The sequence below is a fragment of the Mycobacterium sp. ITM-2016-00317 genome, from assembly GCF_002968295.1.
Classification (GTDB): Bacteria; Actinomycetota; Actinomycetes; order Mycobacteriales; family Mycobacteriaceae; genus Mycobacterium.
Window position 1 is genome coordinate 3,101,524 of the sequence record NZ_CP134399.1, and the last position, 19,284, is coordinate 3,120,807.

At 69.6% G+C, this 19,284-nt stretch carries 20 protein-coding genes; 10 read left to right on the top strand and 10 right to left on the bottom strand.

Going from position 1 to position 19,284, the window contains the following annotated elements; all coding sequences use genetic code 11:
* Positions 1-9 precede the first annotated feature (9 nt).
* The 3 genes from C6A87_RS14655 to C6A87_RS14665 are packed head-to-tail and all read right to left on the bottom strand — an operon-like array spanning position 10 to position 3,260.
* Complete coding sequence (locus C6A87_RS14655) at positions 10-1,683, bottom strand: tetratricopeptide repeat protein (protein WP_311112945.1); 1,674 nt, start codon at positions 1,681-1,683, stop codon at positions 10-12.
* Positions 1,619-2,680, bottom strand: coding sequence for a hypothetical protein (locus C6A87_RS14660; RefSeq protein ID WP_311112946.1), 1,062 nt, complete (start codon positions 2,678-2,680; stop codon positions 1,619-1,621). Before C6A87_RS14660 ends, C6A87_RS14655 begins: the two co-directional genes overlap by 65 nt.
* Complete coding sequence (locus tag C6A87_RS14665) at positions 2,673-3,260, bottom strand: TetR/AcrR family transcriptional regulator (protein ID WP_311112947.1); 588 nt, start codon at positions 3,258-3,260, stop codon at positions 2,673-2,675. Before C6A87_RS14665 ends, C6A87_RS14660 begins: the two co-directional genes overlap by 8 nt.
* A 108-nt stretch (positions 3,261-3,368) precedes the next feature.
* On the opposite strand from C6A87_RS14665, the gene C6A87_RS14670 reads away from it, so the two are divergent.
* Complete coding sequence (locus tag C6A87_RS14670; RefSeq protein WP_311112948.1) at positions 3,369-3,752, top strand: cupin domain-containing protein; 384 nt, start codon at positions 3,369-3,371, stop codon at positions 3,750-3,752.
* A gap of 216 nt (positions 3,753-3,968) precedes the next feature.
* Here the strand turns inward: C6A87_RS14670 and C6A87_RS14675 are convergent, their stop codons facing one another.
* Positions 3,969-5,204: an FAD-dependent oxidoreductase gene (locus tag C6A87_RS14675; RefSeq protein WP_311112949.1), complete on the bottom strand. Its 1,236-nt coding sequence runs from the start codon at positions 5,202-5,204 to the stop codon at positions 3,969-3,971.
* An 85-nt stretch (positions 5,205-5,289) separates the two neighbouring features.
* Here C6A87_RS14675 and C6A87_RS14680 point away from each other — a divergent pair, with 85 nt between their 5' ends.
* Together C6A87_RS14680 and C6A87_RS14685 are read left to right on the top strand one after the other, a co-directional pair.
* A complete protein-coding gene (locus tag C6A87_RS14680; RefSeq protein ID WP_311112950.1) occupies positions 5,290-5,853 on the top strand; it encodes a TetR/AcrR family transcriptional regulator in 564 nt (187 codons plus the stop codon).
* Between the two features lie 31 nt (positions 5,854-5,884).
* Entirely contained in the window at positions 5,885-6,511 is a 627-nt protein-coding gene (locus C6A87_RS14685; RefSeq protein WP_311112951.1) for a PaaI family thioesterase, read from the top strand.
* Here C6A87_RS14685 and C6A87_RS14690 read toward each other — a convergent pair.
* Positions 6,483-8,441 carry an FUSC family protein gene (locus C6A87_RS14690; protein WP_311112952.1) on the bottom strand — a complete coding sequence of 653 codons (1,959 nt, stop codon included), beginning with the start codon at positions 8,439-8,441 and terminating at the stop codon, positions 6,483-6,485. The two genes, C6A87_RS14685 and C6A87_RS14690, sit on opposite strands and share 29 nt — an antisense overlap.
* A gap of 81 nt (positions 8,442-8,522) precedes the next feature.
* On the opposite strand from C6A87_RS14690, the gene C6A87_RS14695 reads away from it, so the two are divergent.
* Both C6A87_RS14695 and C6A87_RS14700 read left to right on the top strand, forming a co-directional pair.
* The gene (locus tag C6A87_RS14695) at positions 8,523-9,242 is read left to right on the top strand and encodes an EthD domain-containing protein (RefSeq protein WP_311112953.1); all 720 of its coding nucleotides are present in this window, start codon (positions 8,523-8,525) and stop codon (positions 9,240-9,242) included.
* Positions 9,239-9,997, top strand: a complete 759-nt coding sequence (locus tag C6A87_RS14700) for an enoyl-CoA hydratase-related protein (RefSeq protein WP_311112954.1) — start codon at positions 9,239-9,241, stop codon at positions 9,995-9,997. Before C6A87_RS14695 ends, C6A87_RS14700 begins: the two co-directional genes overlap by 4 nt.
* Positions 9,998-10,000: 3 nt before the next feature.
* Here C6A87_RS14700 and C6A87_RS14705 read toward each other — a convergent pair whose 3' ends face one another.
* Together C6A87_RS14705 and C6A87_RS14710 are read right to left on the bottom strand one after the other, a co-directional pair.
* A complete protein-coding gene (locus C6A87_RS14705; RefSeq protein ID WP_311112955.1) occupies positions 10,001-10,189 on the bottom strand; it encodes a (2Fe-2S)-binding protein in 189 nt (62 codons plus the stop codon).
* An 8-nt stretch (positions 10,190-10,197) separates the two neighbouring features.
* A complete protein-coding gene (locus C6A87_RS14710; protein WP_311112956.1) occupies positions 10,198-10,830 on the bottom strand; it encodes a fatty-acid--CoA ligase in 633 nt (210 codons plus the stop codon).
* A 240-nt stretch (positions 10,831-11,070) separates the two neighbouring features.
* On the opposite strand from C6A87_RS14710, the gene bfr reads away from it, so the two are divergent.
* The 5 genes from bfr to C6A87_RS14735 all read left to right on the top strand — a co-directional run bounded on the left by bfr (position 11,071) and on the right by C6A87_RS14735 (position 15,117).
* On the top strand, positions 11,071-11,550 hold the full coding sequence (gene bfr / locus C6A87_RS14715) for a bacterioferritin (RefSeq protein WP_311112957.1): 480 nt from the start codon (positions 11,071-11,073) through the stop codon (positions 11,548-11,550).
* A 107-nt stretch (positions 11,551-11,657) separates the two neighbouring features.
* A complete protein-coding gene (locus C6A87_RS14720) occupies positions 11,658-13,724 on the top strand; it encodes an MDR family MFS transporter (protein WP_311112958.1) in 2,067 nt (688 codons plus the stop codon).
* A 10-nt stretch (positions 13,725-13,734) separates the two neighbouring features.
* Positions 13,735-14,217 carry a carboxymuconolactone decarboxylase family protein gene (locus C6A87_RS14725; protein ID WP_311112959.1) on the top strand — a complete coding sequence of 161 codons (483 nt, stop codon included), beginning with the start codon at positions 13,735-13,737 and terminating at the stop codon, positions 14,215-14,217.
* Positions 14,218-14,272: 55 nt separating this feature from the next.
* A complete protein-coding gene (locus C6A87_RS14730; RefSeq protein WP_311112960.1) occupies positions 14,273-14,629 on the top strand; it encodes a metalloregulator ArsR/SmtB family transcription factor in 357 nt (118 codons plus the stop codon).
* Between the two features lie 2 nt (positions 14,630-14,631).
* On the top strand, positions 14,632-15,117 hold the full coding sequence (locus C6A87_RS14735; RefSeq protein ID WP_311112961.1) for an SRPBCC domain-containing protein: 486 nt from the start codon (positions 14,632-14,634) through the stop codon (positions 15,115-15,117).
* 75 nt (positions 15,118-15,192) lie between these two features.
* On the opposite strand, the gene C6A87_RS14740 is transcribed toward C6A87_RS14735, so the two are convergent.
* The 3 genes from C6A87_RS14740 to C6A87_RS14750 are packed head-to-tail and all read right to left on the bottom strand — an operon-like array spanning position 15,193 to position 19,217.
* Positions 15,193-16,956: an amidohydrolase family protein gene (locus tag C6A87_RS14740; RefSeq protein WP_311112962.1), complete on the bottom strand. Its 1,764-nt coding sequence runs from the start codon at positions 16,954-16,956 to the stop codon at positions 15,193-15,195.
* Positions 16,957-16,966: 10 nt separating this feature from the next.
* A complete protein-coding gene (locus tag C6A87_RS14745) occupies positions 16,967-17,437 on the bottom strand; it encodes a nuclear transport factor 2 family protein (protein WP_311112963.1) in 471 nt (156 codons plus the stop codon).
* Positions 17,427-19,217, bottom strand: coding sequence for an amidohydrolase family protein (locus tag C6A87_RS14750; RefSeq protein WP_311112964.1), 1,791 nt, complete (start codon positions 19,215-19,217; stop codon positions 17,427-17,429). Before C6A87_RS14750 ends, C6A87_RS14745 begins: the two co-directional genes overlap by 11 nt.
* Positions 19,218-19,284 lie beyond the last annotated feature (67 nt).

A 19,284-nucleotide genomic window follows, 5' to 3' on the forward strand; every position in this document is an offset into this window, starting at 1 on the left:
AGCCGGAGTCTACGGTCGCGACTGCGACCGGCAGGCGCAGGACGCCTCGATCGGCACGTCCGCGCGCGCGGCGGCCAGCTCGAGCTGCCTGCCGATGATCGCGGCTTCGGCGGCGCGGCCGAGCCGGGTCAGGCATTCGTGGTATCCGTGCAGACTCCACACGTTGCCCGGATGCTGGCACGGTCGTGCCAGCGTCGGGTCCAGGCCGAGGTCGGCGGCGTACACCGCGGTGGCCTCCTCGACCCGGCCCTGCTCGAGCAGCAGCGCGCCGAGCGCGTGCCGGGTGGGCTGCATCCATCCCCACGGTTCGTCGTACGGGAGCCCGTCGTCGAGCTCGACGGCACGCCTCAGGTTGGCGAACGCGTCGTCGAATCGCCCGGCGCGGTAGTCGATCTCACCGTCGAGCATGGCCGCGGCGACCGCCAGGATGTCCCGGCTGGTGTTGTTGAACAGATACCGGCTCTCCGGTATGCGGGCGTAGGCCGCGGCGAACAGTTCGCGTTCTGCGGCGGCCTGATCGAGGTGTCCGCTCGCCGCGTGGGCCACCCCGCGCGCGTAGTGGATGGTGGCCGTGGTGGTGCAGTACAGCTGCTGGTCCCCGGGCAGCGGCGTGGCGATCAGCTCCGCCCAGCGGCCGAACCGGATCAGCACGTGCACCCGCATCGGCACGAACGCTTCCAGCCAGTCGGCCATCGGCGGCGATTCGATGGCCAGCAGATCCGGGGTCAGCTGGGCGGCCAGTTCGTCGGCGGCGTGCAGCGCGACGGTCGAATTGCCTTCGAACATCGCCGAATACACCACGAAGTGCAGGTTGTGGGCGCGGTACAGCGAGTAGAAGTTCAGCGGGCCGCGATCCTCGACGAAGCGTCGATCCACTTGCACCGCAGCCAGGTTCGCCGCCACCGAGTCGTGGTAGTTGCCGCACAGCACGTCGATGTGGCTGGGCATGTGCCGCAGGTGCCCGGCATCGGGCACCAGCCCGCGCAGCAGGTCCGCGGCGGGCAGGGCCTCCTGCGGGGTCGTCGACATCTCCATCGTGTGCAGGTAGAGGTGCAGTATCCCGGGGTGAGCCCGGCCCGCGTCCGTGGCCAGCGCGGCGTCGAGGATCTGTTTGGCCTCCACCACCCGGGATCCGGGCGCCGGGTCACCGGTACGGATGTCCCACAACGCCCACGCGGTGACGTTGACGAGTGCGTCGGCGGCCAATGCCGCCACGTCGATGTCGTCCGGATACGCCTGTGCCAGTGCCGACATCGCGTCGGCGTAGGCGGCGTGACCGGCCTGCAGCGCGTCGGTGTCGGCCGGGTCACCGGTGGGGAAGCGGGCGGTCAGCGCCGCGATCAGCGCTTGTTCGACGGCGTCGGCGCGACCGCGGGCGGCCAGTTCGAGTTCCATCCGGGCCCGCGCGAGGGAGGCCGCGAGGTCCGCCGGGTCGAACGCCTCCCAGCCCTTGTTGTAGTTGGGGCCGATCGCATAGGCCACACCCCAGCGGGCGAGCGCGAAATCCGGGTCGAGTTCGAGCGCTCGGTCGAAGCAGTGGATGGCTTCTTCGTGGTTGAACGCGTACGACCAGACCATGCCGCGGTCGAACCAGATCTGCGCGGCCTCCGACGGCGTGTCAGTCGGCCGGTGAAACGAGCCGAGGTCGTAGTACGGTTCCGCGAGCCCTGGTGAGGCGGTCATGCAGGGCACGGTAATTCACCCGGACGGCGGTGGCGAGGGTAGCGAAAAGACCGCCGACAGCGGCCCATATCCCCAGTGTCACCAGGGGCGTCGCGGCTCCGTGCCCGCCGAAGTAGGAGATGCTGCGCAGCAGCGAGACCCCGGAGCCCTGAGGCACCACCCCGGTCAGGGCCGAGTAGAACCCCGACAGCAGCGGCCGACCCACCGGACCGGCCGCCGCGGCGTTGCCGACGATGACCAGGAACAACCCGAGCACGATCGACGCGCCGGCACCGAAGGCGGCGGCGACCCCGGTGATGGCGCCGCCGACGGCCATCGCGTAGAGCCACAGCGCACCGAAGACCTGCCAGGGGTGACCGGTCAGCGCGCCCAGGACCGGGCCCACGTAGACGGTGACGACACCGGCGAGCACGGCCGAGAACGCGGACAGCGATGCGGTGCGCAGCACGAAGGTCGCCGGCGTGTGGACGGCGCCCATCAACCGGCCCAGGAGCGCCGCGCCCGCCGACGCACCGATCGAGACGAAGATGACGGCGTAGAACTCGACGGTGCCCGACGGGTTGCCCGGTGTCGTCGGGGCGACGTCTTCGACCACGGAGGCCAGACCGGCGCGTTCGGCTGCGGCGCGGCCGACGCCCTCGGCGGCCGCGGCGACGCTGCGCCCGCCACCGCCGGCGACGTAGACGGTCATCGTCCCGCCGTCACCGACCGCCAGTGCGGCGTCGGCGGCGCGTTCGTATACCCGCGCACTCGCCGTGGCGGCGTCGCCGACCTCGTCGACCGACAACGCGTTCTCTGCGCGCAGGCCGTCGACCACCGGGGCCGGCGCGGCGACCGCGACGGTCATCTGATGCAAGGTGGGTTTCGCGAACGCCCCGGCGTAGCTGGCGATCATCGCGAGCACGAAGATCGTCAACGCGGTCAGCGCCAGCACTGTGGTGCGTACTGCCGAGCGGTTGCGGAACCCGGCGGGTTCCGCAGCGTGGTGTCTACCCATCGAGGGGGCCTTTCGGAGTGGGGGAGCCGCCCAGCAGCGCGTCGATGGTGACGAGCGCCGCGCGGACGCGGGCGTGCAGGTCGGTCGGATGCGGATCTTCCATCCAGGACCGCAGGACCTCCATGAGCCCGCCGACCAGGAATCTGGTCACCGCGTCGGCGGGCAGTGGGGCGATGGTGTGCAGCATGGCCATGCCTTGATCGGCGATCTGCCTGCACGGGTCCAGCAGGGCCTCGCGGTAGGTGGCCAGCACGTGCTGGTGGACGGTGCTGGACACCACGTTGTGGCACAGCCCCGGGTGTCTCGCGGCGAACTCGAAGAGGTCGAGGATGTGCGTGCGGGCGTCCCGGCTGCGGGGCCGGGCGGCGGCGAACGCGTGCGAGAAGGCAGTCGCCACGGCGTCGTCGCGGTCACGGAAGTGCCGGTAGAACACCTGCCGGCTGACCTCGGCCCGAGCGACCAGGTCACCGACGGTGATCCCGTCGACCGGGCGCTCGTTCGCGAGGGCCAGCGCCGCGGCCCGGAGGCGGGTGCGGACCCGCTCGGCGCGGGGGTCGGCGCTGCGGCCGCGTTCGGTCATTGGCCGAGACTAGAAGGTTTCATGGACAGTTGTCCACGACAACTTAGGTTATCTAAGTCACTGCGCCGGGGTGTAGCCCTCCGAAACGAGCCGGTCTACCGTGGCGGGATGATCCGATGCGTGCGGCTGTGGACCGGCCCCGACCTCGGTTCACATGTGCAGATCGGCCGCATCGAGATGGCCGCAGGCCGCAACGAGGATTTGGTGACCACGACCATGGGCGCCCGGCACATCACAATCGAGGAGACAGCCCCGGGCGGCACCCTGGCCTGGCACACCGCCCCGGTGCGCCAGCTCGTGGTCACCCTGACCGGGACCCTGCTGTTCACCACCCGCGACGGCGAGGAGTTCACGTTGAGGCCCGGCGACATCCTGCTCGCCGAGGACACCACCGGGACCGGACATCAATGGCGTCTCGACGGCACCGACCCGTGGCGCCGGATGTATGTGATGCTCGCCGACGGCGCCGAGGTCCCGTTCGTCGCCGACTGACCGGCCCGGTCCGTCAACGCGCTGCCGAGACGTCACTGCCGACGAACCAGCGCCGCAGGAAGCGTTCGAGCGCGCCGGCATCGGCGCCCGACGCGGCGAGGTAGCCGTCGGGACGCACCAGCATCCAGCTGTCCGCGGCCCGGCCTGCGCGCGTCGTGACGACCCCGCTCCATCGGCGCGCGGTCGCTTGTACCGACTCGTCGTCGGTGAACAGGGTCAGCGCACCGAGGTCGAGCTCGTCGTAGAGGCCGTCGGCATCCGGGACGCGCAGGCCTCTCCGTCGGGGCCGAAGCCACCGCGGTAGCGCGCCGACAACTGACCGAACATCGCCGCGGCGGCGTTCTGCACCCGCGCGCGGCCCAGTGCGCGCGGCGCCATCCGGATACGCAGCGCGTGCACCACGGGATTGGTGGAGTTGAAGATTCGCGTGCCGATCTCGGTGATCCACACCAGCCGGCGCGCCACGGGTAAGCGTTCCGACGAATACGATTCGAGCAGAACGCGTTCGGCGCGTCCGTCGAGCACCATCGCCAGCTTCCAGGACAGGTTGACCATGTCCTGGATCCCGAGGTTCATGCCCTGACCGCCGGCCGGGCTGTGCACGTGGGCGGCGTCCCCGCCGAAGAACACGCGTCCGGACCGCATGGTCCGCACATGCCTGCTGTTGATCCGGAACCGCGAGCTCCAGTTCGGCGAGTGCAGCCGGACCGGGATGTGCACCACGCGCTCGAAGAGTCGCCGCAGGTCCTCCGTCGCGGGTTCGGCACGCTGCCCGGTGATCCCGTCGGGATCGGTGGCCATCATCCGGAACCGGCCGCCGCCCATCGGGAACGTCGCGACGAATCCGTTGCGGTCCAGGAAGATCGACACCTGATCCTCGGCCAGGTCGCCGTCGATGTGCAGGTCGGCCAGTACGTAGTTGTGGGGGAGGGTGCGTCCGGGGAAGCGCAATCCGAGCGCCTTGCGCAACGTGCTGTGAGGCCCGTCGGCGGCAATGACGTAGGGGGCCCGGACCACCTCCGGCGCGCCCGCGCAGTTCAGCGTCACCTCGACGGCGTCGACGCACTCGCGCAGGGCGGTGACCTCCACACCACGCTCGACCTTGACGCCCTGGCGCATCAGCTGCTCGGTCAGCAGCCGCTCGGTCTCGGACTGGGCGAGCATCAGGATGAAGTTGAACCGGCTCGGCATCCGCTGCAATTCGATCGCGGCCAGGGTGCGGCCCCCGGCGTGCAGGACCGCCCGGTCCGCGCGGTTGCCCAGCGCGAGCATCTGGTCACCCACGCCGCGGACCCGCAGGAGCTCGAGTGTGCGGGCCTGTACGGCCAGCGCGCGTGACTCCGCCGAGGGCGCCTCGGCACGGTCCACGATCCGCACCGGCACCCCGAGCCGGGACAGTTCCAGTGCGGCGGTCAGTCCGGTCGGCCCGGCTCCCACGATCAGCACGTCCATGACGACCCCCTCAAGTCAACAGCTGGTGACTTGAGCTTAGGCCGTGCACGGCATTTGTCAACGGTTGGTGACTTATGCTTTTCCGGTGGCACAGACACGGGCACGCAACGCCGAGACCACCCGGGCGGACATCCTGGCCGCGGCGCGCCGGCGCTTCGGCGCCGACGGCTACGAACGGACCACGCTGCGTGCCGTCGCCGCCGACGTCGGCGTCGATCCCGCGATGATCATCCGTTACTTCGGCACCAAGCAGCAGTTGTTCGCCGCGGCCGCGGAGTTCCAGCTGCACCTGCCCGACCTGCGCGGGCTGGAGCCCGACGCGATGGCCGACGCGCTGATGGAGCGGTTCTTCGCGGTCTGGGAGCGCGACACCACGTTCGTCGCGTTGCTGCGGGCCGCGGCGACCAGCCCGGCCGCCGCCGAGACCATGCGCGGCGTGTTCGCGACGCAGGTGGCGCCGACGCTGGCCGCCGTCGCGCCCGACAACCCCGCACCCCGGGCTGTGCTCATCGGCTCGCTGGTGCTCGGGATGGCGACCACCCGCTATGTCCTGGAGGCCCCGGCGGCACGGTCGCTCGGGCACGACGAGCTCATCCGGTGGGCGCGGCCGGTCATCCGCGATCTGCTCACCGGGCCACCCCCGGCGTGACCCGGCACCTGAAACATGTTCTAGTCGAGGGGTGCTGGACTACACCCCGGTCGACGGCCTCAGCGCCGCCGACGTCGAACGGCTGCGCGCCGTCTACGAACCCCTGACCGAGTCGGTACGCGGCCTGATCGACGCCGCGATCCGCACCGAGGCCGACGGCGACACCGTCGCGGCGGCCAGGGCCGAGATCGACGCGATCACCGAACGGTTGCGCGCGGCTCAGCGCGACGGTTCGTTCGGAATCCAGTACGGCGCGGACGGCATCCCGATGCCGTGGGGCAACGCGGTGATCGGCATCCGCAATCCGAGTGCGCCGCCGGTGGTGATCCGCCGGGACCCCGACGGTTCGGTGCGCAGCGACTTCCACCTCGGCGCGGCGTTCGAGGGCCCACCCGGACACGTGCACGGCGGGGTGTCTGCGATGATCCTCGACCACGTCCTCGGCGATGCGGCCAGCAAGCCGGGCGCCCATCGGCTGACCGGCACCCTCACCGTGCGCTACCGGCGGCTGACACCGCTGGGCCGGCTGCGCTCCGAAGCGCGGATCACCCACACCGACGGGTTCAAGACCTACGCGGTCGGGCACATCGCCGACGCCACCGGGGTGACGGTCGAGGCCGAGGCGGTGTTCATCGAACCGAAATGGGCACGGGGCTGACGCTGATCGAGCACACCGCGCGAGTGATCGCGCTGACCTCGGCGACCAGCACGCGGGCCAGGCCCCTGTGGGATCCCTGGCCGGGCACCGCATCCCGCAGCCGTCGCTCGGCGGCGGCCAGTTCCGCGGCGTCCACCGTCCACGGTGACCCGGCCGTCGGCGGATCCCCGCACAGCGCCTCGACGTATTCGTCGACCGCGACGGCGAAGTCGCGGTCGTCGGTCACCGCGTGCGCCGGCAGATGGTCTTCCAGGGTCGCGCACGAACTGGTGATGGTGTTCAACGCGGTGCGATAGGACCGCAGCCAGTGCCGTAGTTCGCGCGACTCCATCCGCATGGCCCCGGACGTCGCCTCGAACGCCGACCGCGCACGGAAGGCCCGCTGCCAGGCGGCCGTCATCGACTCCCGCGGGTGCCCGACCTCGTGCACGTAGGACTTGATCACCGTGGCGGCGTAATCGAGTTCGGTCTTGAGCAGCTCGCCCGCCCGTTGTGACAACCGGGTCATCGCGTCGTCGGGCAGCACCACGTGGGCCACCAACGCCAGTGCGCCACCGATCAGGGTGGCCAGCAGCGGGTCGCCGAGCGCAGCGGGCACGCCGGGACGACCGCCGTCCACGAGGAACACCGCGGTGGCCGCCAGGCCCGCCGCCATCGCGACATAGCCGGATCCCGACATCAGGCAGGCGATCCCGACCGCCACCACGGCGAACGCGGCCGACCCCCCGACGCCGGGGCCCAGGATCACCAGCACCGTCGACGCCGCGGCGATGCCGACCAGCGCGCCCGCCACCCGGCCCGCGCACCGGGTGTAGGTGTGCGCGGTCTCCGGCCGCAGCACCAGCAACGCGGTCAGCGGGATCCAGACGCCGTACGCCCCGCCGGAGTAGCGGTCGATCGCACATCCCAGCGCGATCACGACCGCCACTCGCAGTGCGTGCCGCAGCACCGGCGAGTCACGCTCGAAGTGGCCGCGGACGGCGTCCAGCGCCGAGCCCACCGAGGTGCGCAACTCGGGCCGGCGCACCCGCACCGCGTCCGGCGCCGACGGCACGAAGTCGCCGAGCCGCATCGCCACCGCCTCGTGCAACAGCGCGGACAGCCGTTGCACCACGTCCTGCTCGTCGCCACCGACGGCCGCCGCGACGCTGTCGAACCGGCCGATCGCCACGTCGGCGCGCACCCGTCCCGACCTTCCGGTGTCCGCGACCGCGGCGAGCGTGTCCGCCGCCTCCTCGAGCGCCAAAGCCAGGGCCTGCGACCGGTCGGGCATCGCCGAGAGCTCGGTGAGCAGCGCGGCGATCCGCTCGGGCAGCGCGTACCACCCGCGATACGACACCGGCCGGTGCTGACGGCCGGTGGTGGTGAACGCATCCCGCAGCGCGGTCAGCGGTTCGGCGTCCACCGCACGGCCTTCGGCGCCTGATGCGTCGCCGATCCGGCGGGCGTCGGCGGCCAGCGCCCGGTAGGCGCCCACGAGCGCGTCGCGCTGCCTGCGCCAGCGCAGCGGCGGCCACAACGAGATGACCCAGATCTGTAGCAGCCCGCCCATCAGAGCCAGCAGCGCCGTGCCCAGCACCGCGGCCGGCCCCGACACCACCGGCGGGACCGAGACCAGCAGCGCGGCCGACGCGGCTCCGACCAAGCCCGCGTTGGCGCCCAGCGCCCACAGCAGCGACGCGCCGAAGCACCACGCGACGGCGACGACGAGGAAGGCGGGGGAGAACCCGGACGCCGCCGTGCCCAGCAGCACCGCCGTCGTCGTCAGCGCCGAGACCAGAAGCAGCACGGTGACGCGCCCGCGGGGCCGGTCCTGCAGCGCGGTCGCGCAGGCCACGGCCGCGGCGCCGACCGCCGGGGTGACGGATCCCTGCGGTCCCCACAGCACCGCCAGCACCGCCACCACCGCGACGCAGAGCAGGCTGCGCACACCGCGGCGAGGTCCGGCATCGCCGGTCGCAGCACCAGGCCCATGGTCACGAGTCCATTCTGACCCGGCTATGTTCGCCGGGTGGAGAAAGTCATGATCGCCCTGCGTGGTGCCCCGGGTGACGACGCCTGGTGCGCGCGGCTTCGCACCGAAGTCGCCGAGGCCCTACTGGGCACCGGGGCACCGGGGCTGACCGTGCATGTGCGCGATGCGCCGGTCCGGGACTCGCTGATGACACTGACCACGCTGGACCCCCCGGTGCTGGCCTTCGTCAGCCTCTGGACCGAGCAGTACTACGGCGATCAGATTCGCACTGCGACAGAGCTGTTGAGCGAGCACTGCGCGCAGCTCGCCGCCTACCTGGTGACCGAGTCGGTGCCGCTCAAGGCGCCGCGCACGGAAGCCGGCGCGCGCACACCGGGTTTCGCCAACATCGCGTTGCTGCGCAGACCGGCCGGCCTGGCCGAGGCGACGTGGCTGCACCGCTGGCACCACCACCACACCCAGGTCGCGATCGACACCCAGTCCACGTTCGGCTACACCCAGAACACCGTGGTGCGGGCGTTGACCGACGACGCGCCGGCAATCTCGGGGATCGTGGAGGAACTGTTCCCGATCGAGGCGACCTCCGATCTGCACGCGTTCTTCGGGGCCGCCGACGACGCCGACGTCGGCGACCGGATGGCCCGGATGGTGGCCAGCACCAAGGCGTTCGGCGCCGACGAGAACATCGACACGGTGCCGACGAGTCGCTATGTGTGGCGTGATCCGTTCGCCGCTGCGGATAGGCTGCCCGCGTGACTCTGCAGATCAGCGACGAGAACCGGGTCCGGACCCTGGTCCTGAACCGGCCCGAGGCGCTCAACGCGTTCAACCAGGAGCTCTACCTGGCCACCGCGACCGCGCTGCGCGACGCGGCCGAGGATCCCGACGTCGCGGTCGTACTGCTCACCGGAGCGGGGCGGGCGTTCAGCGCGGGCAACGATCTCAAGGAGATGCAGGCCGGTATCGCCGATGGCTCGCTGACCAGCGAGGGCAGCCACTTCACCACGATGATCGACGCGCTCACCGAGCTGCCCAAGCCGCTGATCTGCGCGGTCAACGGCGTCGGGCTGGGCATCGGCACGACGATCCTCGGGTACGCCGATCTGGTGTTCATGTCGACGACGGCACGGTTGAAGTGCCCGTTCACCAGTCTCGGGGTCGCACCCGAGGCTGCTTCGTCATACCTGTTGCCGCAGTTGATCGGTCGGCAGAACGCGGCATGGCTGCTGCTGTCCTCGGAGTGGGTCGACGCCGCCGAGGCCCAGCGCATGGGGATCGCGTGGAAGGTCTGCGAACCGGAGGAACTGCTGGCCGAGGCCCGTCGACACGCCGAAGTTCTTGCCGCCCGGTCGATCCCGAGTCTGGTCGCGGTCAAGAAGACGATCGTGGCCCCGTATCGCGACGGGATCGCGGCCGCGACCGAACGGGAGAACGCGCACTTCCAGGAATTGCTCGGCGGGATCGCCAACGCCGCGGCGCTCGCCGAGTTCACCGGTCAGCGCAAGTCCTGAGCGCTACCGCGCGACCCTCTCCGGCCTGCACGCGTAGTGCGCCTCGATGATGGCCCGCAGCGTGCGCCGGCACCGGCCGCAGTCGGCTCCGGCACCGCACGCCTCGGCGATGTCCTTGGACGTCCGGGCGCCGTTGGCCACGACCTCGTTGACCACGTGGCTCGTGGCGCCGGTGCACAGACAGACGAACATCGCGGCCCCTAACCCTGTTCGCCGACGCTCATCAGGTGCGCGAACCGGCCCACGAACCGTTTGGGGTAGGGGCCCATGCCCGCGTTGGTCATCCACTCGGCCGCGGCGTCGGGATGCTCGATCCACTGCCGGGCGCTGGCCTCGTCGGCGATCTCCTGCAGGATCAGCACCTCATGGCCGTCGTCCAGGGCGCGGTACACCCAGATCTTGCGGACCCCGCCCTTCTTGAACCGCTCCAGGCCGTCGTGGACCTTGACCATCAGTTCCGCCACGTCGGCCACCGAGGACATCACGCCGACGACGACCCGGCCGACGTGGGCCGCGTCGCTGACCCCGTCCAGATCGATCTTCTCGACAACCTCGCCGCCGAATACCGGCGGAATGTCGTCGGCGCCGGAAATGTCGAACCATTCGAACATCGCCGGCGAACTCAGCACGTCGCGAATCGAATGCGCGTTGCGGATTCCGATAGTCGCCAGCACGCGGCGCGGCTCCCAAATGGATTCGTAGAGCACGACATGATGGGCGCCGATCTCCGAAAGGGATTCCCGGTGCCGCTTGAGCCATTCCCACATGCGGTCGATGTCGTCGACCCGGAAATCACAGGCAAGAATGAATGAGTGCAGATCGTACTCACCCATTGGTTACCCTTACCTATAGTCGGCCGGAATCAGTTAGCGCAGTCTAACCTTACTTAGCCTAGGCAGTCCAGAGTTGGCGGCTGAACTGGGGTCCCGCCCGGCGGAACTTCGCGGCAACACGCCCCGCACACGCACATTGGCGTTCATTTGCCCTGCGAAATGCACTAGATTGAAAGGGCTCGCACACAGCCCGTGCAGATAGCGCACGCAATCAGCCCGCCAGGCGTTTAGGAGCCGATCATGCAAGGCGATCCCGAGGTCCTCAAATTGCTCAACGAGCAATTGACGAGCGAATTGACGGCCATCAACCAGTATTTCCTGCATTCCAAGATGCAGGACAATTGGGGATTCTCCGAATTGGCCGAGCACACTCGGAAAGAATCATTCGAGGAAATGGTTCACGCCGAGCACATCACCGATCGCATTCTCATCCTGGACGGCCTGCCGAACTACCAGCGGCTGTTCTCCCTGCGGGTCGGGCAGACCGTGCGAGAGCAGTTCGAGGCCGATCTGGCGATCGAGTACGAGGTGGTCGCACGGCTCAAGCCGGGCATCATGATGTGCCGCGAGAAGGGCGACGCGACGTCGGCGACCTTGCTGGAGAAGATCCTGGCCGACGAGGAACTGCACATCGACTATCTGGAGACCCAGCTGGAGCTGATGGCCAAGCTGGGCGAGGAGCTGTACCTGGCTCAGTGCGTGTCCCGTCCGCCGCAGTAGGGGTTCGGGTTTCACGTCGGCGGGAATGCCGGCTGCCTGACTAGCGTAACTTCCATAGCTCACCTAACGATGAGCTATGAGAGCTACGTGCAACCAGGAAGGCAGGCATGACGGCGTCCCCTGCAGCACATCGCGAGGCCACCGAGCCGGCGGAGCCGACCCCCGTCAGTCCGCAGCGGCGCAACATCATCTTCGTCGCGGTGGTGCTCGGCATGCTGCTGGCCGCGCTGGACCAGACGATCGTCGCGACGGCGCTGCCGACCGTGGTCGCCGACCTCGGAGGCGCGGGCCACCAGTCCTGGGTGGTCACGAGCTACCTGCTGGCCTCGACCATCGCCACCGCGATCGTCGGCAAGCTCGGCGACATGTTCGGCCGCAAGGTGATCTTCGCCGTGGCCATCCTGTTCTTCCTGGCCGGTTCGGTGCTGTGCGGCATCTCCTCGTCGATGGAGATGCTCGTTGCCTCCCGTGCCCTGCAGGGCATCGGCGGCGGCGCGCTGATGGTCACCGCGGCAGCGTTGATCGGTGAGGTGATCCCGCTGCGTGACCGCGGGCGTTACCAGGGTGCACTGGGTGCGGTGTTCGGCGTGACGACGGTGATCGGACCGCTGCTCGGCGGGTACTTCACCGATCACCTCAGCTGGCGCTGGGCCTTCTGGATCAACGTCCCGATCGGCATCGTGGTGCTCATGGTCGCGCTGACCACCATCCCGGCGCTGACCAGGCGCGGGAAACCGGTCATCGACTTCGCCGGCATCGCGCTGATCGGGCTCGGCGCCTCCGGGCTCACGCTGGCCACCAGCTGGGGCGGCGGCACCTACGCCTGGTCGTCGCCGCAGATCATCGGGCTGTTCGTCGGCTCGGTGATCGCCCTGGTCCTCTTCGTGCGCGTGGAACTGCGCGCCGCCGAACCGATCCTGCCGATCCGGCTGTTCGCCAGCCCGGTGTTCACGGTGTGCTGCATCCTGTCGTTCATCGTCGGCTTCGCGATGCTCGGTGCGCTGACGTTCCTGCCGACGTTCATGCAGTTCGTCGACGGCGTCTCGGCCACTGAATCGGGACTGCGCACCCTGCCGATGGTCGGCGGGCTGCTGCTGACCTCGATGGGCAGCGGTGTACTGGTCAGCCGCACCGGCCGCTACAAGATCTTCCCGGTGGCCGGCACCGCGGTGATGGTGCTGGGCTTCGTGCTGCTCTCGCAGATGGACGCGAGCACCCCGATGCTGCAGCAGAGCGCGTACCTGTTCGTCCTGGGCACCGGCATCGGCATGTGCATGCAGGTGCTGATCCTGATCGTGCAGAGCACGGTGAAGTTCTCCGACCTCGGGGTGGCCACCTCGGGGGTGACGTTCTTCCGGACCATCGGAAGCTCGTTCGGCGCGGCGATCTTCGGGTCGCTGTTCGCCAACTTCCTGCACGCGCGGATCACGACCGCGCTGGCCGCCGGCGGCGCCCCACCCGAGGCCGCCGAGTCCCCGCGGGTGCTGCATCAGCTGCCACCGGAGGTCGCCGCCCCGATCGTGACCGCGTACGCGGACTCGCTGGGTCTGGTGTTCCTGTGTGCGGCCCCGGTCGCCGCGATCGGTTTCGTCGTCGCGCTGACGCTCAAACAGGTGCCGCTGCAGGAGATCGAGGCGGCCGCGGCGCGGGACATGGGGGAGGGCTTCGGGATGCCCACCTCCGACACCCCGGAGGAGATGTTGGAGACGGCGGTGAGCCGGCTGGTGCGCCAGTCGCCGGAGATCCGGCTGCGCAGCATCGCGGGCACCCGCGGCTGCGAGTCCGACGTGGCGCTGCTGTGGGCGGTGATCCAGATCTACCGGCAGAGTCAGGTTTTCGGGTCGGCGCGGCTCAGCGAGATGGCCGAACGCCTGCGGGTGCCGCCAGAGGTGCTGGAGCCGACCTTCGACCGGCTCATCGAGTGCGGGCTGGCGCTGCGCACCGGAGACCAGCTGTGGTTGACCCAGTCCGGCGCGCGTCAGGTCGACGCGACGTCCGCGGCGCTGGTCAGCCGGATCGTGGCCAAGCTGGAGAGCTCACCGGGTTTCGAGGGCCGCCCGGACCGCGCCGAGGTCGAGGCCGCGCTGGAGAAGATCGCGCAGCGGTTGCTGGTGCAGCGCGACTGGGACGACGACCGGAACCAACTGGCCACCGCGGCGAATCAACGCGGCTAGCATGCGGTTCATGAGCCGAATCGGGGACTTCGCCGACGACGACGTGACCGGGTTCGCGGTGAAGTCGCCCGAACTGGGCACCGCGATGGCCCAGTTGGCCAACGCCGTCTACACCAAGAGCCGGCTGCCGATGCGGGTCCGGGAAGCCGCACGCATCGTCATCGCCTACGCCAACGAGTGCGTGGTCTGCCAGAACACCCGGGATGGCGAAGGCGAGGCCAACGGGATCGACGAGGAGTTCTACGACTACGCCACGCAGTGGCGGACCTGGCCGGGCTACAGCGACCAGGAGCGCGTCGCGATGGAGTTCGCCCACCGGTTCGCCACCGGGCACACCGAACTGCGCGACGACGAGGACTTCTGGCGGCGCGCCGGCGAGCATTTCGACGGCGAACTGCTGACCGACCTGGCCATCTCGTGCGCGATGTGGGTGGGCATGGGCCGCATGCTGCGCACCCTCGACATCGGTCAGGCCTGCAAGCTCACGCTGTAATTACCTGCCGCAGACCCCTTGACAACATGCAACCATTCGGTTGTATGTTGTGGTGGTGATCGTGCAGGACGAGGACAGGGCGGACGCACTGTTCCACGCGCTCGCCGATCGCACCCGGAGGGACATCATGCGCCGGGTGCTCGCCGGAGAGCACTCGGTCTCCGCGCTGGCGGCGAACTACGACATGAGCTTCGCCGCGGTACAGAAACACGTCGCCGTACTGGACCGGGCCGGTCTGCTGACCAAGCGGCGCAACGGCCGCGAGCAACTGGCCAGCGGTGACGTGACGGCGGTCCGGTCGGTGGCGGCCCTGCTCACCGAACTGGAGCAGATCTGGCGTGGCCGGGTGGCCCGCATCGACGCGCTCATCGCCGCCGAACGCCCGAATGAGGACCCCGATCAGGAGGAATGACCATGCCAGTGACCGACGTGTTCCAGGATCTGGAGAACCGGACGCTCACCATCGTCGCCGATTTCGCCGCTCCGGTGCGCCGGGTGTGGCAGATCTACGCCGACCCGCGCCAGCTCGAAAAGGTCTGGGGGCCACCGGACTGCCCGGCGACCGTGGTGGACCACGAGCTGCGGCCCGGCGGCCGCGTGACCTACTTCATGACCGGACCGGACGGGGAGAAGTACCCCGGGTACTGGCAGGTGACGGCCGTGGACGAACCGAACGGCTTCGAGTTCGACGACGGGTTCGCCGACCTGGACTTCAACCCGGACCCCGATATGCCGGTGTCCAAGAACGTCTTCACGTTCGCCGAGCACGACGGTGGCACCCGGTCGACCTTCGTCAGCGTCTACGAGTCCGCCGAGGACCTGCAGAAGGTTCTCGACATGGGCATGGTCGAGGGCGCCTCGTCGGCCATCAATCAGATCGACGGCCTGCTCGCCGGTTGACCTGTCCCGCGAAATTGCATTCCACGCGGCTCTTTTCGCGAAAACACCGCGTGGAACGCAATTTCGGCGGGCAAGTCAGCGGACTCCGCGCAGCAGCAGGCCCGGCCGGGCGCCGGTGTCCGCGCCGTGTCGCCGGGTCACCACGCCGTTGACCACCGTCGCGTCATAGCCCGACGCGCCCTGGATCAGGCGGCGCCCGCCGGCGGGCAGGTCGTAGACCATCCGCGGCACTCCCAGGCGCAGCGCGTCCATGTCGATGACATTGACGTCGGCCCGCTTGCCGGTAGCGATCACGCCGCGGTCGGACAGACCGAAAAGCGTTGCGGTTTCGAGGGTTTGCTTGCGCACCACGTATTCCAGCGAGAACTTCGGGCCCCGGTGCCGGTCCCTGGCCCAATGTGTCAGCAGGAAGGTGGGGTAGGAGGCGTCGCAGATCAGTCCGCAGTGCGCGCCGCCGTCCGACAGGCCGGAAACCGCGGCGGGGCTTTGCATCATCTCGTGGATCGCGCGGTGGTCGCCCTCGGCGTAGTTGAAGAACGGCAGCATGAGCATGGCGCCGGCGTCGGCCTCCAGCATCAGGTCGTACATCGTCTCCAGCGGATTCTGACCGCGGGCCGCCGCGATCGCCGCCACCGTCTTGTCCGGCGTCGGTTCGTAGTCCGGAGGATCGCCGATGGCGTAGATACGCTCGGTGCTGTACTGCGCCAGCGCGAACAGACCGTCGAGCAGTGCGCCCGGCGTCGGAGGCAGATCCTCCTCGGCGAGGATCGCCGCCTTGACCGCGGGATCGGCCAACCGGGCCGCGAGTTCGCCACGGGTCGACCCCGCCGACACCGCGCGGAACGTCGGGCGGTGGGTGAAGGCGTGGTACCCGGGGAAACCCAGCAACATCCCGAACGGGCGGGCGGCGAACTGTGCGTACAACTCGACACCGTTCTCATGGGCCTTCTCGGCTCGGTCGAGCTGTCGACGCCAGAGGTCCGGTGTGTGCGAAGCCTGGATCAGCGTGAAGGACACCGGCCGGTCGATATCCTCGGAAAGCTTTGCCATCCATTCCATCTCACGCATGCACGCCTCGGCCGGACTTTCGCCCGCAGTACCCTGCGGGGCCACCTCGAACACCGCGCGGCCGCCCGCGGCCATCGCGCGGCCCAGTCCGAACAGCTCGGCCTCGGCGGCGTAGGTGCCGGGGACCGCCCGCCCGTCGATCGCGCGGTGCGCCTCGGTGCGCGAGGTGGAGAAGCCCAGCGCGCCGGCCTCGACGGCTTCGGTGACGAGGCGGGCCATCGCGGCGATATCCTCGGCGGTGGCCTCCTCGTTGCGGGCTCCGCGCTCACCCATCGCGTATCCGCGCACCGCACCGTGGGCGATCTGGGTGCCGTAGTCGACGGCGAGGCTGCGCTTCTCGATGGCGTCCAGGTACTGGGGGAAGCTCTCCCACTGCCAGGTGATGCCTTCGGCCAGCGCGGACCCGGGGATGTCCTCGACGCCTTCCATCAGCTCGATCAGCCACTGCTCACGCCCGGGCCGGACCGGGGCGAAGCCGACCCCACAGTTGCCGCTGACCACGGTGGTGACTCCGTGCATGCTCGACGGCTCGAGGGTCTCGTCCCAGGTGACCTGCCCGTCGTAATGGGTGTGCACGTCGACGAACCCCGGCGCGACGATCCGTCCGGTCGCGTCGATCTCCTGTGCCGCCTCCGTCTGCAGTCCCTGGTCCTCGCCGTCGCGGCGGCGCACCTCGACGATGCGCCCGTCCTTGACACCGATGTCGGCCCGGAAGCGGTCGGCGCCGGTTCCGTCGACGACCGTGCCGCCGGTGATCTTCAGATCCAGCATTGTCTGCTCCTCACACCAGTCCGGTCGCGTCGAAGACCCATGACATGTCCGCGTCGGCGAAGTCCGCCAACCAGGTCGGCGGAGCGTGGTCGGCCAGTGCGCTCATGTCCCAGTAGTCCTTCCACAGCGTGATCAGCCCGTCCTGCACCCGGTGCACGGTGACGAACTTCAGCAGCGCGGATTCGCCGCTGGCCCATTGCCATCGCTCGCTGTGTTCGTACATCACGTCGGCGCCGTTGCTGACCATCAGGCCGGGGAAGTTCCGGTAGCCGGCCAGCGGTTCGATGCCGATCTTGAGGCGTTTGACGATGTCCTCCGGCCCGCGGGCCGCTGCGGCCGGGCCGACCGGCACGTCGAGGTAGATGCAGTCGGTGGCCAGGAACGTCTTGAGCGAGTCCCAGTCGCGCGCCGAGAGCGCCTCCCACATCCCGTGCACGGCGGCCTCGACCCGGTCGGTGCCGGGCAGTTGGTCAACCGGCATGAGCGGGCACCTCGTCCCGCAGCGCAGGTGTTCTGTGGGCGGCCCGCAGGAATCGTCCGGTGCGTTCGGCGCCGACGAGCGCGGTGAGCTCGCCGTCCAGGAACACCGCCCGGCCGCCGACGAACACGGCCGAGACGGTGTCGTCGTTGCGGTTCACCATCCGCGACAGCCCGCCGTACTGCTCCACCGGCGCTTCGGCGTAGCGGTCCAGCGTGCCGTCGAGGCGCTCGGGGTCGACGATCACCACGTCGGCGCGGTCGCCGAGCCGCAGATGGCCGGCGTCGAGCCGGTACCAGTCCGCCAGCTCGCCGGTGAGTCGGTGCACGGCCTGCTCGACCGTCATGAACGGCCGCCCGGCCCTGGCCGCGTCCTGCACGTGGCGCAGCAGGCGCAGGCCCATGTTGTAGAACGCCATGTTGCGCAGGTGCGCCCCGGCGTCCGAGAAGCCCATCTGGATTCCGCTGTCGGCAGCGAGTTTTCGGAGCACCTCGGGCCGGTGGTTGGAGATCGTGGTGCGCCAGCGCAGTTCCTTGCCGTGCGCGAGCACGAGGTCGAGGAACGCATCCACCGGGTGCAGGCCGCGCGCCCGGCCCACCTCACCGAACGACTGGCCGATCACCGATTCCTCAGGGCAGGAGACGATCTCGGCGTCGAAGAAGTCGCGGTGCCACACCCGCATGCCGAACTTCGCGTCGTAGTCCTTGCGGAAGCGGCGCCGGTAGGCTTCGTCGCGCAGCAGTTCGTTGCGCTCGACCTCGTCGGCCAGGTGCAGCGCGGCCGCACCGGCGCTGAACTCCTCGAAGATCACCAGGTCGATACCGTCGGCGTACACCTCGAACGGCACCGGCAGATGCTGCCATCGGAAATCGCCACCGAGCCGGTTCACCAGGCGCGCAAGCGGTCCCAGCAGTTTCACGGCTGCCGGGTTGGACTTGATGTCGGCCGCCGAGAGCAGGCTGGTCTTGAGCGGGTTGCGGAACACACCGAGCGACCGGAAGACCTGCGAGCCCACGTCGAGCGGGTTCTCGATGTCGGGTCCGGACTGCAGAACCCGGCCGGACCGGCGCAGCAGGGACTTGAGCCGGCGCAGTTCGCGCGGCTTGGCATAGGTCGAGGGCAGCGTGCGCGAGCGGCACACCTCGCCGTCGAGTTTGTCGAACAGCAGTTGCTGCGAGGACATCCCGACGAACCCGGCGCGCAGCGCCTCGGTGAGCATCTGCTCCATTCGGGCCTGCTCGCCCGCGGTCGGCCGCTCGTCCTTGCGGGTGGCGCGGTCCAGGCCCATGGTGGCCGCGCGCATGTCGGAGTGCCCGAGGAACGCCGCGACGTTGGGGCCGAGCGGGCGCGCCTCCAGCGCGGCGATGTACTCCTCGCCGCTGGACCAGTTCTTGTGCCGCTCCACCGCGGCGATCACGTGCTCGCGGGGGATGGCCTCGACGCGTCCGAAGATGTCGCCGGCGTCGGGGCCGTCCACGTAGACCGTCGACAGCGAGCACGAGCCGAGCATCACCGTGGTCACGCCGTGGCGCAGCGACTCCGCCAGGGCCGGTCCGCCGAGCACCTCGATGTCGTAGTGGGTGTGGATGTCGAGCATGCCGGGCAGCACCCATTTGCCGGCGGCGTCGATCACCTGCGGGCAGCCGGTCTCGTCGAGGTCGCCGTCACTGATGGCGGCGACGTGCCCGTCCCGGATGCCGAGGGTGCGCACCGCCGAAGGAGCGCCGGTGCCGTCGAACCAGCGGCCGCCGCGAATGATCGTGTCGTAGGTCACAGCCCTCATCGAACAGCGCCGTCCGACGGGTGTCAACGAAATCGGTGAACAGAATTCGGCGTGTGTCTACTCGGCA

What these genes read in the sequence shown, in the direction of transcription:
- C6A87_RS14655 (WP_311112945.1), bottom strand. Translation starts at nt 1,683, where the DNA reads ATGACCGCCTCACCAGGGCTCGCGGAACCGTACTACGACCTCGGCTCG.
- C6A87_RS14660 (WP_311112946.1), bottom strand. Translation starts at nt 2,680, where the DNA reads ATGGGTAGACACCACGCTGCGGAACCCGCCGGGTTCCGCAACCGCTCG.
- C6A87_RS14665 (WP_311112947.1), bottom strand. Translation starts at nt 3,260, where the DNA reads ATGACCGAACGCGGCCGCAGCGCCGACCCCCGCGCCGAGCGGGTCCGC.
- C6A87_RS14670 (WP_311112948.1), top strand. Translation starts at nt 3,369, where the DNA reads ATGATCCGATGCGTGCGGCTGTGGACCGGCCCCGACCTCGGTTCACAT.
- C6A87_RS14675 (WP_311112949.1), bottom strand. Translation starts at nt 5,204, where the DNA reads ATGGACGTGCTGATCGTGGGAGCCGGGCCGACCGGACTGACCGCCGCA.
- C6A87_RS14705 (WP_311112955.1), bottom strand. Translation starts at nt 10,189, where the DNA reads ATGTTCGTCTGTCTGTGCACCGGCGCCACGAGCCACGTGGTCAACGAG.
- C6A87_RS14710 (WP_311112956.1), bottom strand. Translation starts at nt 10,830, where the DNA reads ATGGGTGAGTACGATCTGCACTCATTCATTCTTGCCTGTGATTTCCGG.
- bfr (WP_311112957.1), top strand. Translation starts at nt 11,071, where the DNA reads ATGCAAGGCGATCCCGAGGTCCTCAAATTGCTCAACGAGCAATTGACG.
- C6A87_RS14720 (WP_311112958.1), top strand. Translation starts at nt 11,658, where the DNA reads ATGACGGCGTCCCCTGCAGCACATCGCGAGGCCACCGAGCCGGCGGAG.
- C6A87_RS14725 (WP_311112959.1), top strand. Translation starts at nt 13,735, where the DNA reads ATGAGCCGAATCGGGGACTTCGCCGACGACGACGTGACCGGGTTCGCG.
- C6A87_RS14735 (WP_311112961.1), top strand. Translation starts at nt 14,632, where the DNA reads ATGCCAGTGACCGACGTGTTCCAGGATCTGGAGAACCGGACGCTCACC.
- C6A87_RS14740 (WP_311112962.1), bottom strand. Translation starts at nt 16,956, where the DNA reads ATGCTGGATCTGAAGATCACCGGCGGCACGGTCGTCGACGGAACCGGC.
- C6A87_RS14745 (WP_311112963.1), bottom strand. Translation starts at nt 17,437, where the DNA reads ATGCCGGTTGACCAACTGCCCGGCACCGACCGGGTCGAGGCCGCCGTG.
- C6A87_RS14750 (WP_311112964.1), bottom strand. Translation starts at nt 19,217, where the DNA reads ATGAGGGCTGTGACCTACGACACGATCATTCGCGGCGGCCGCTGGTTC.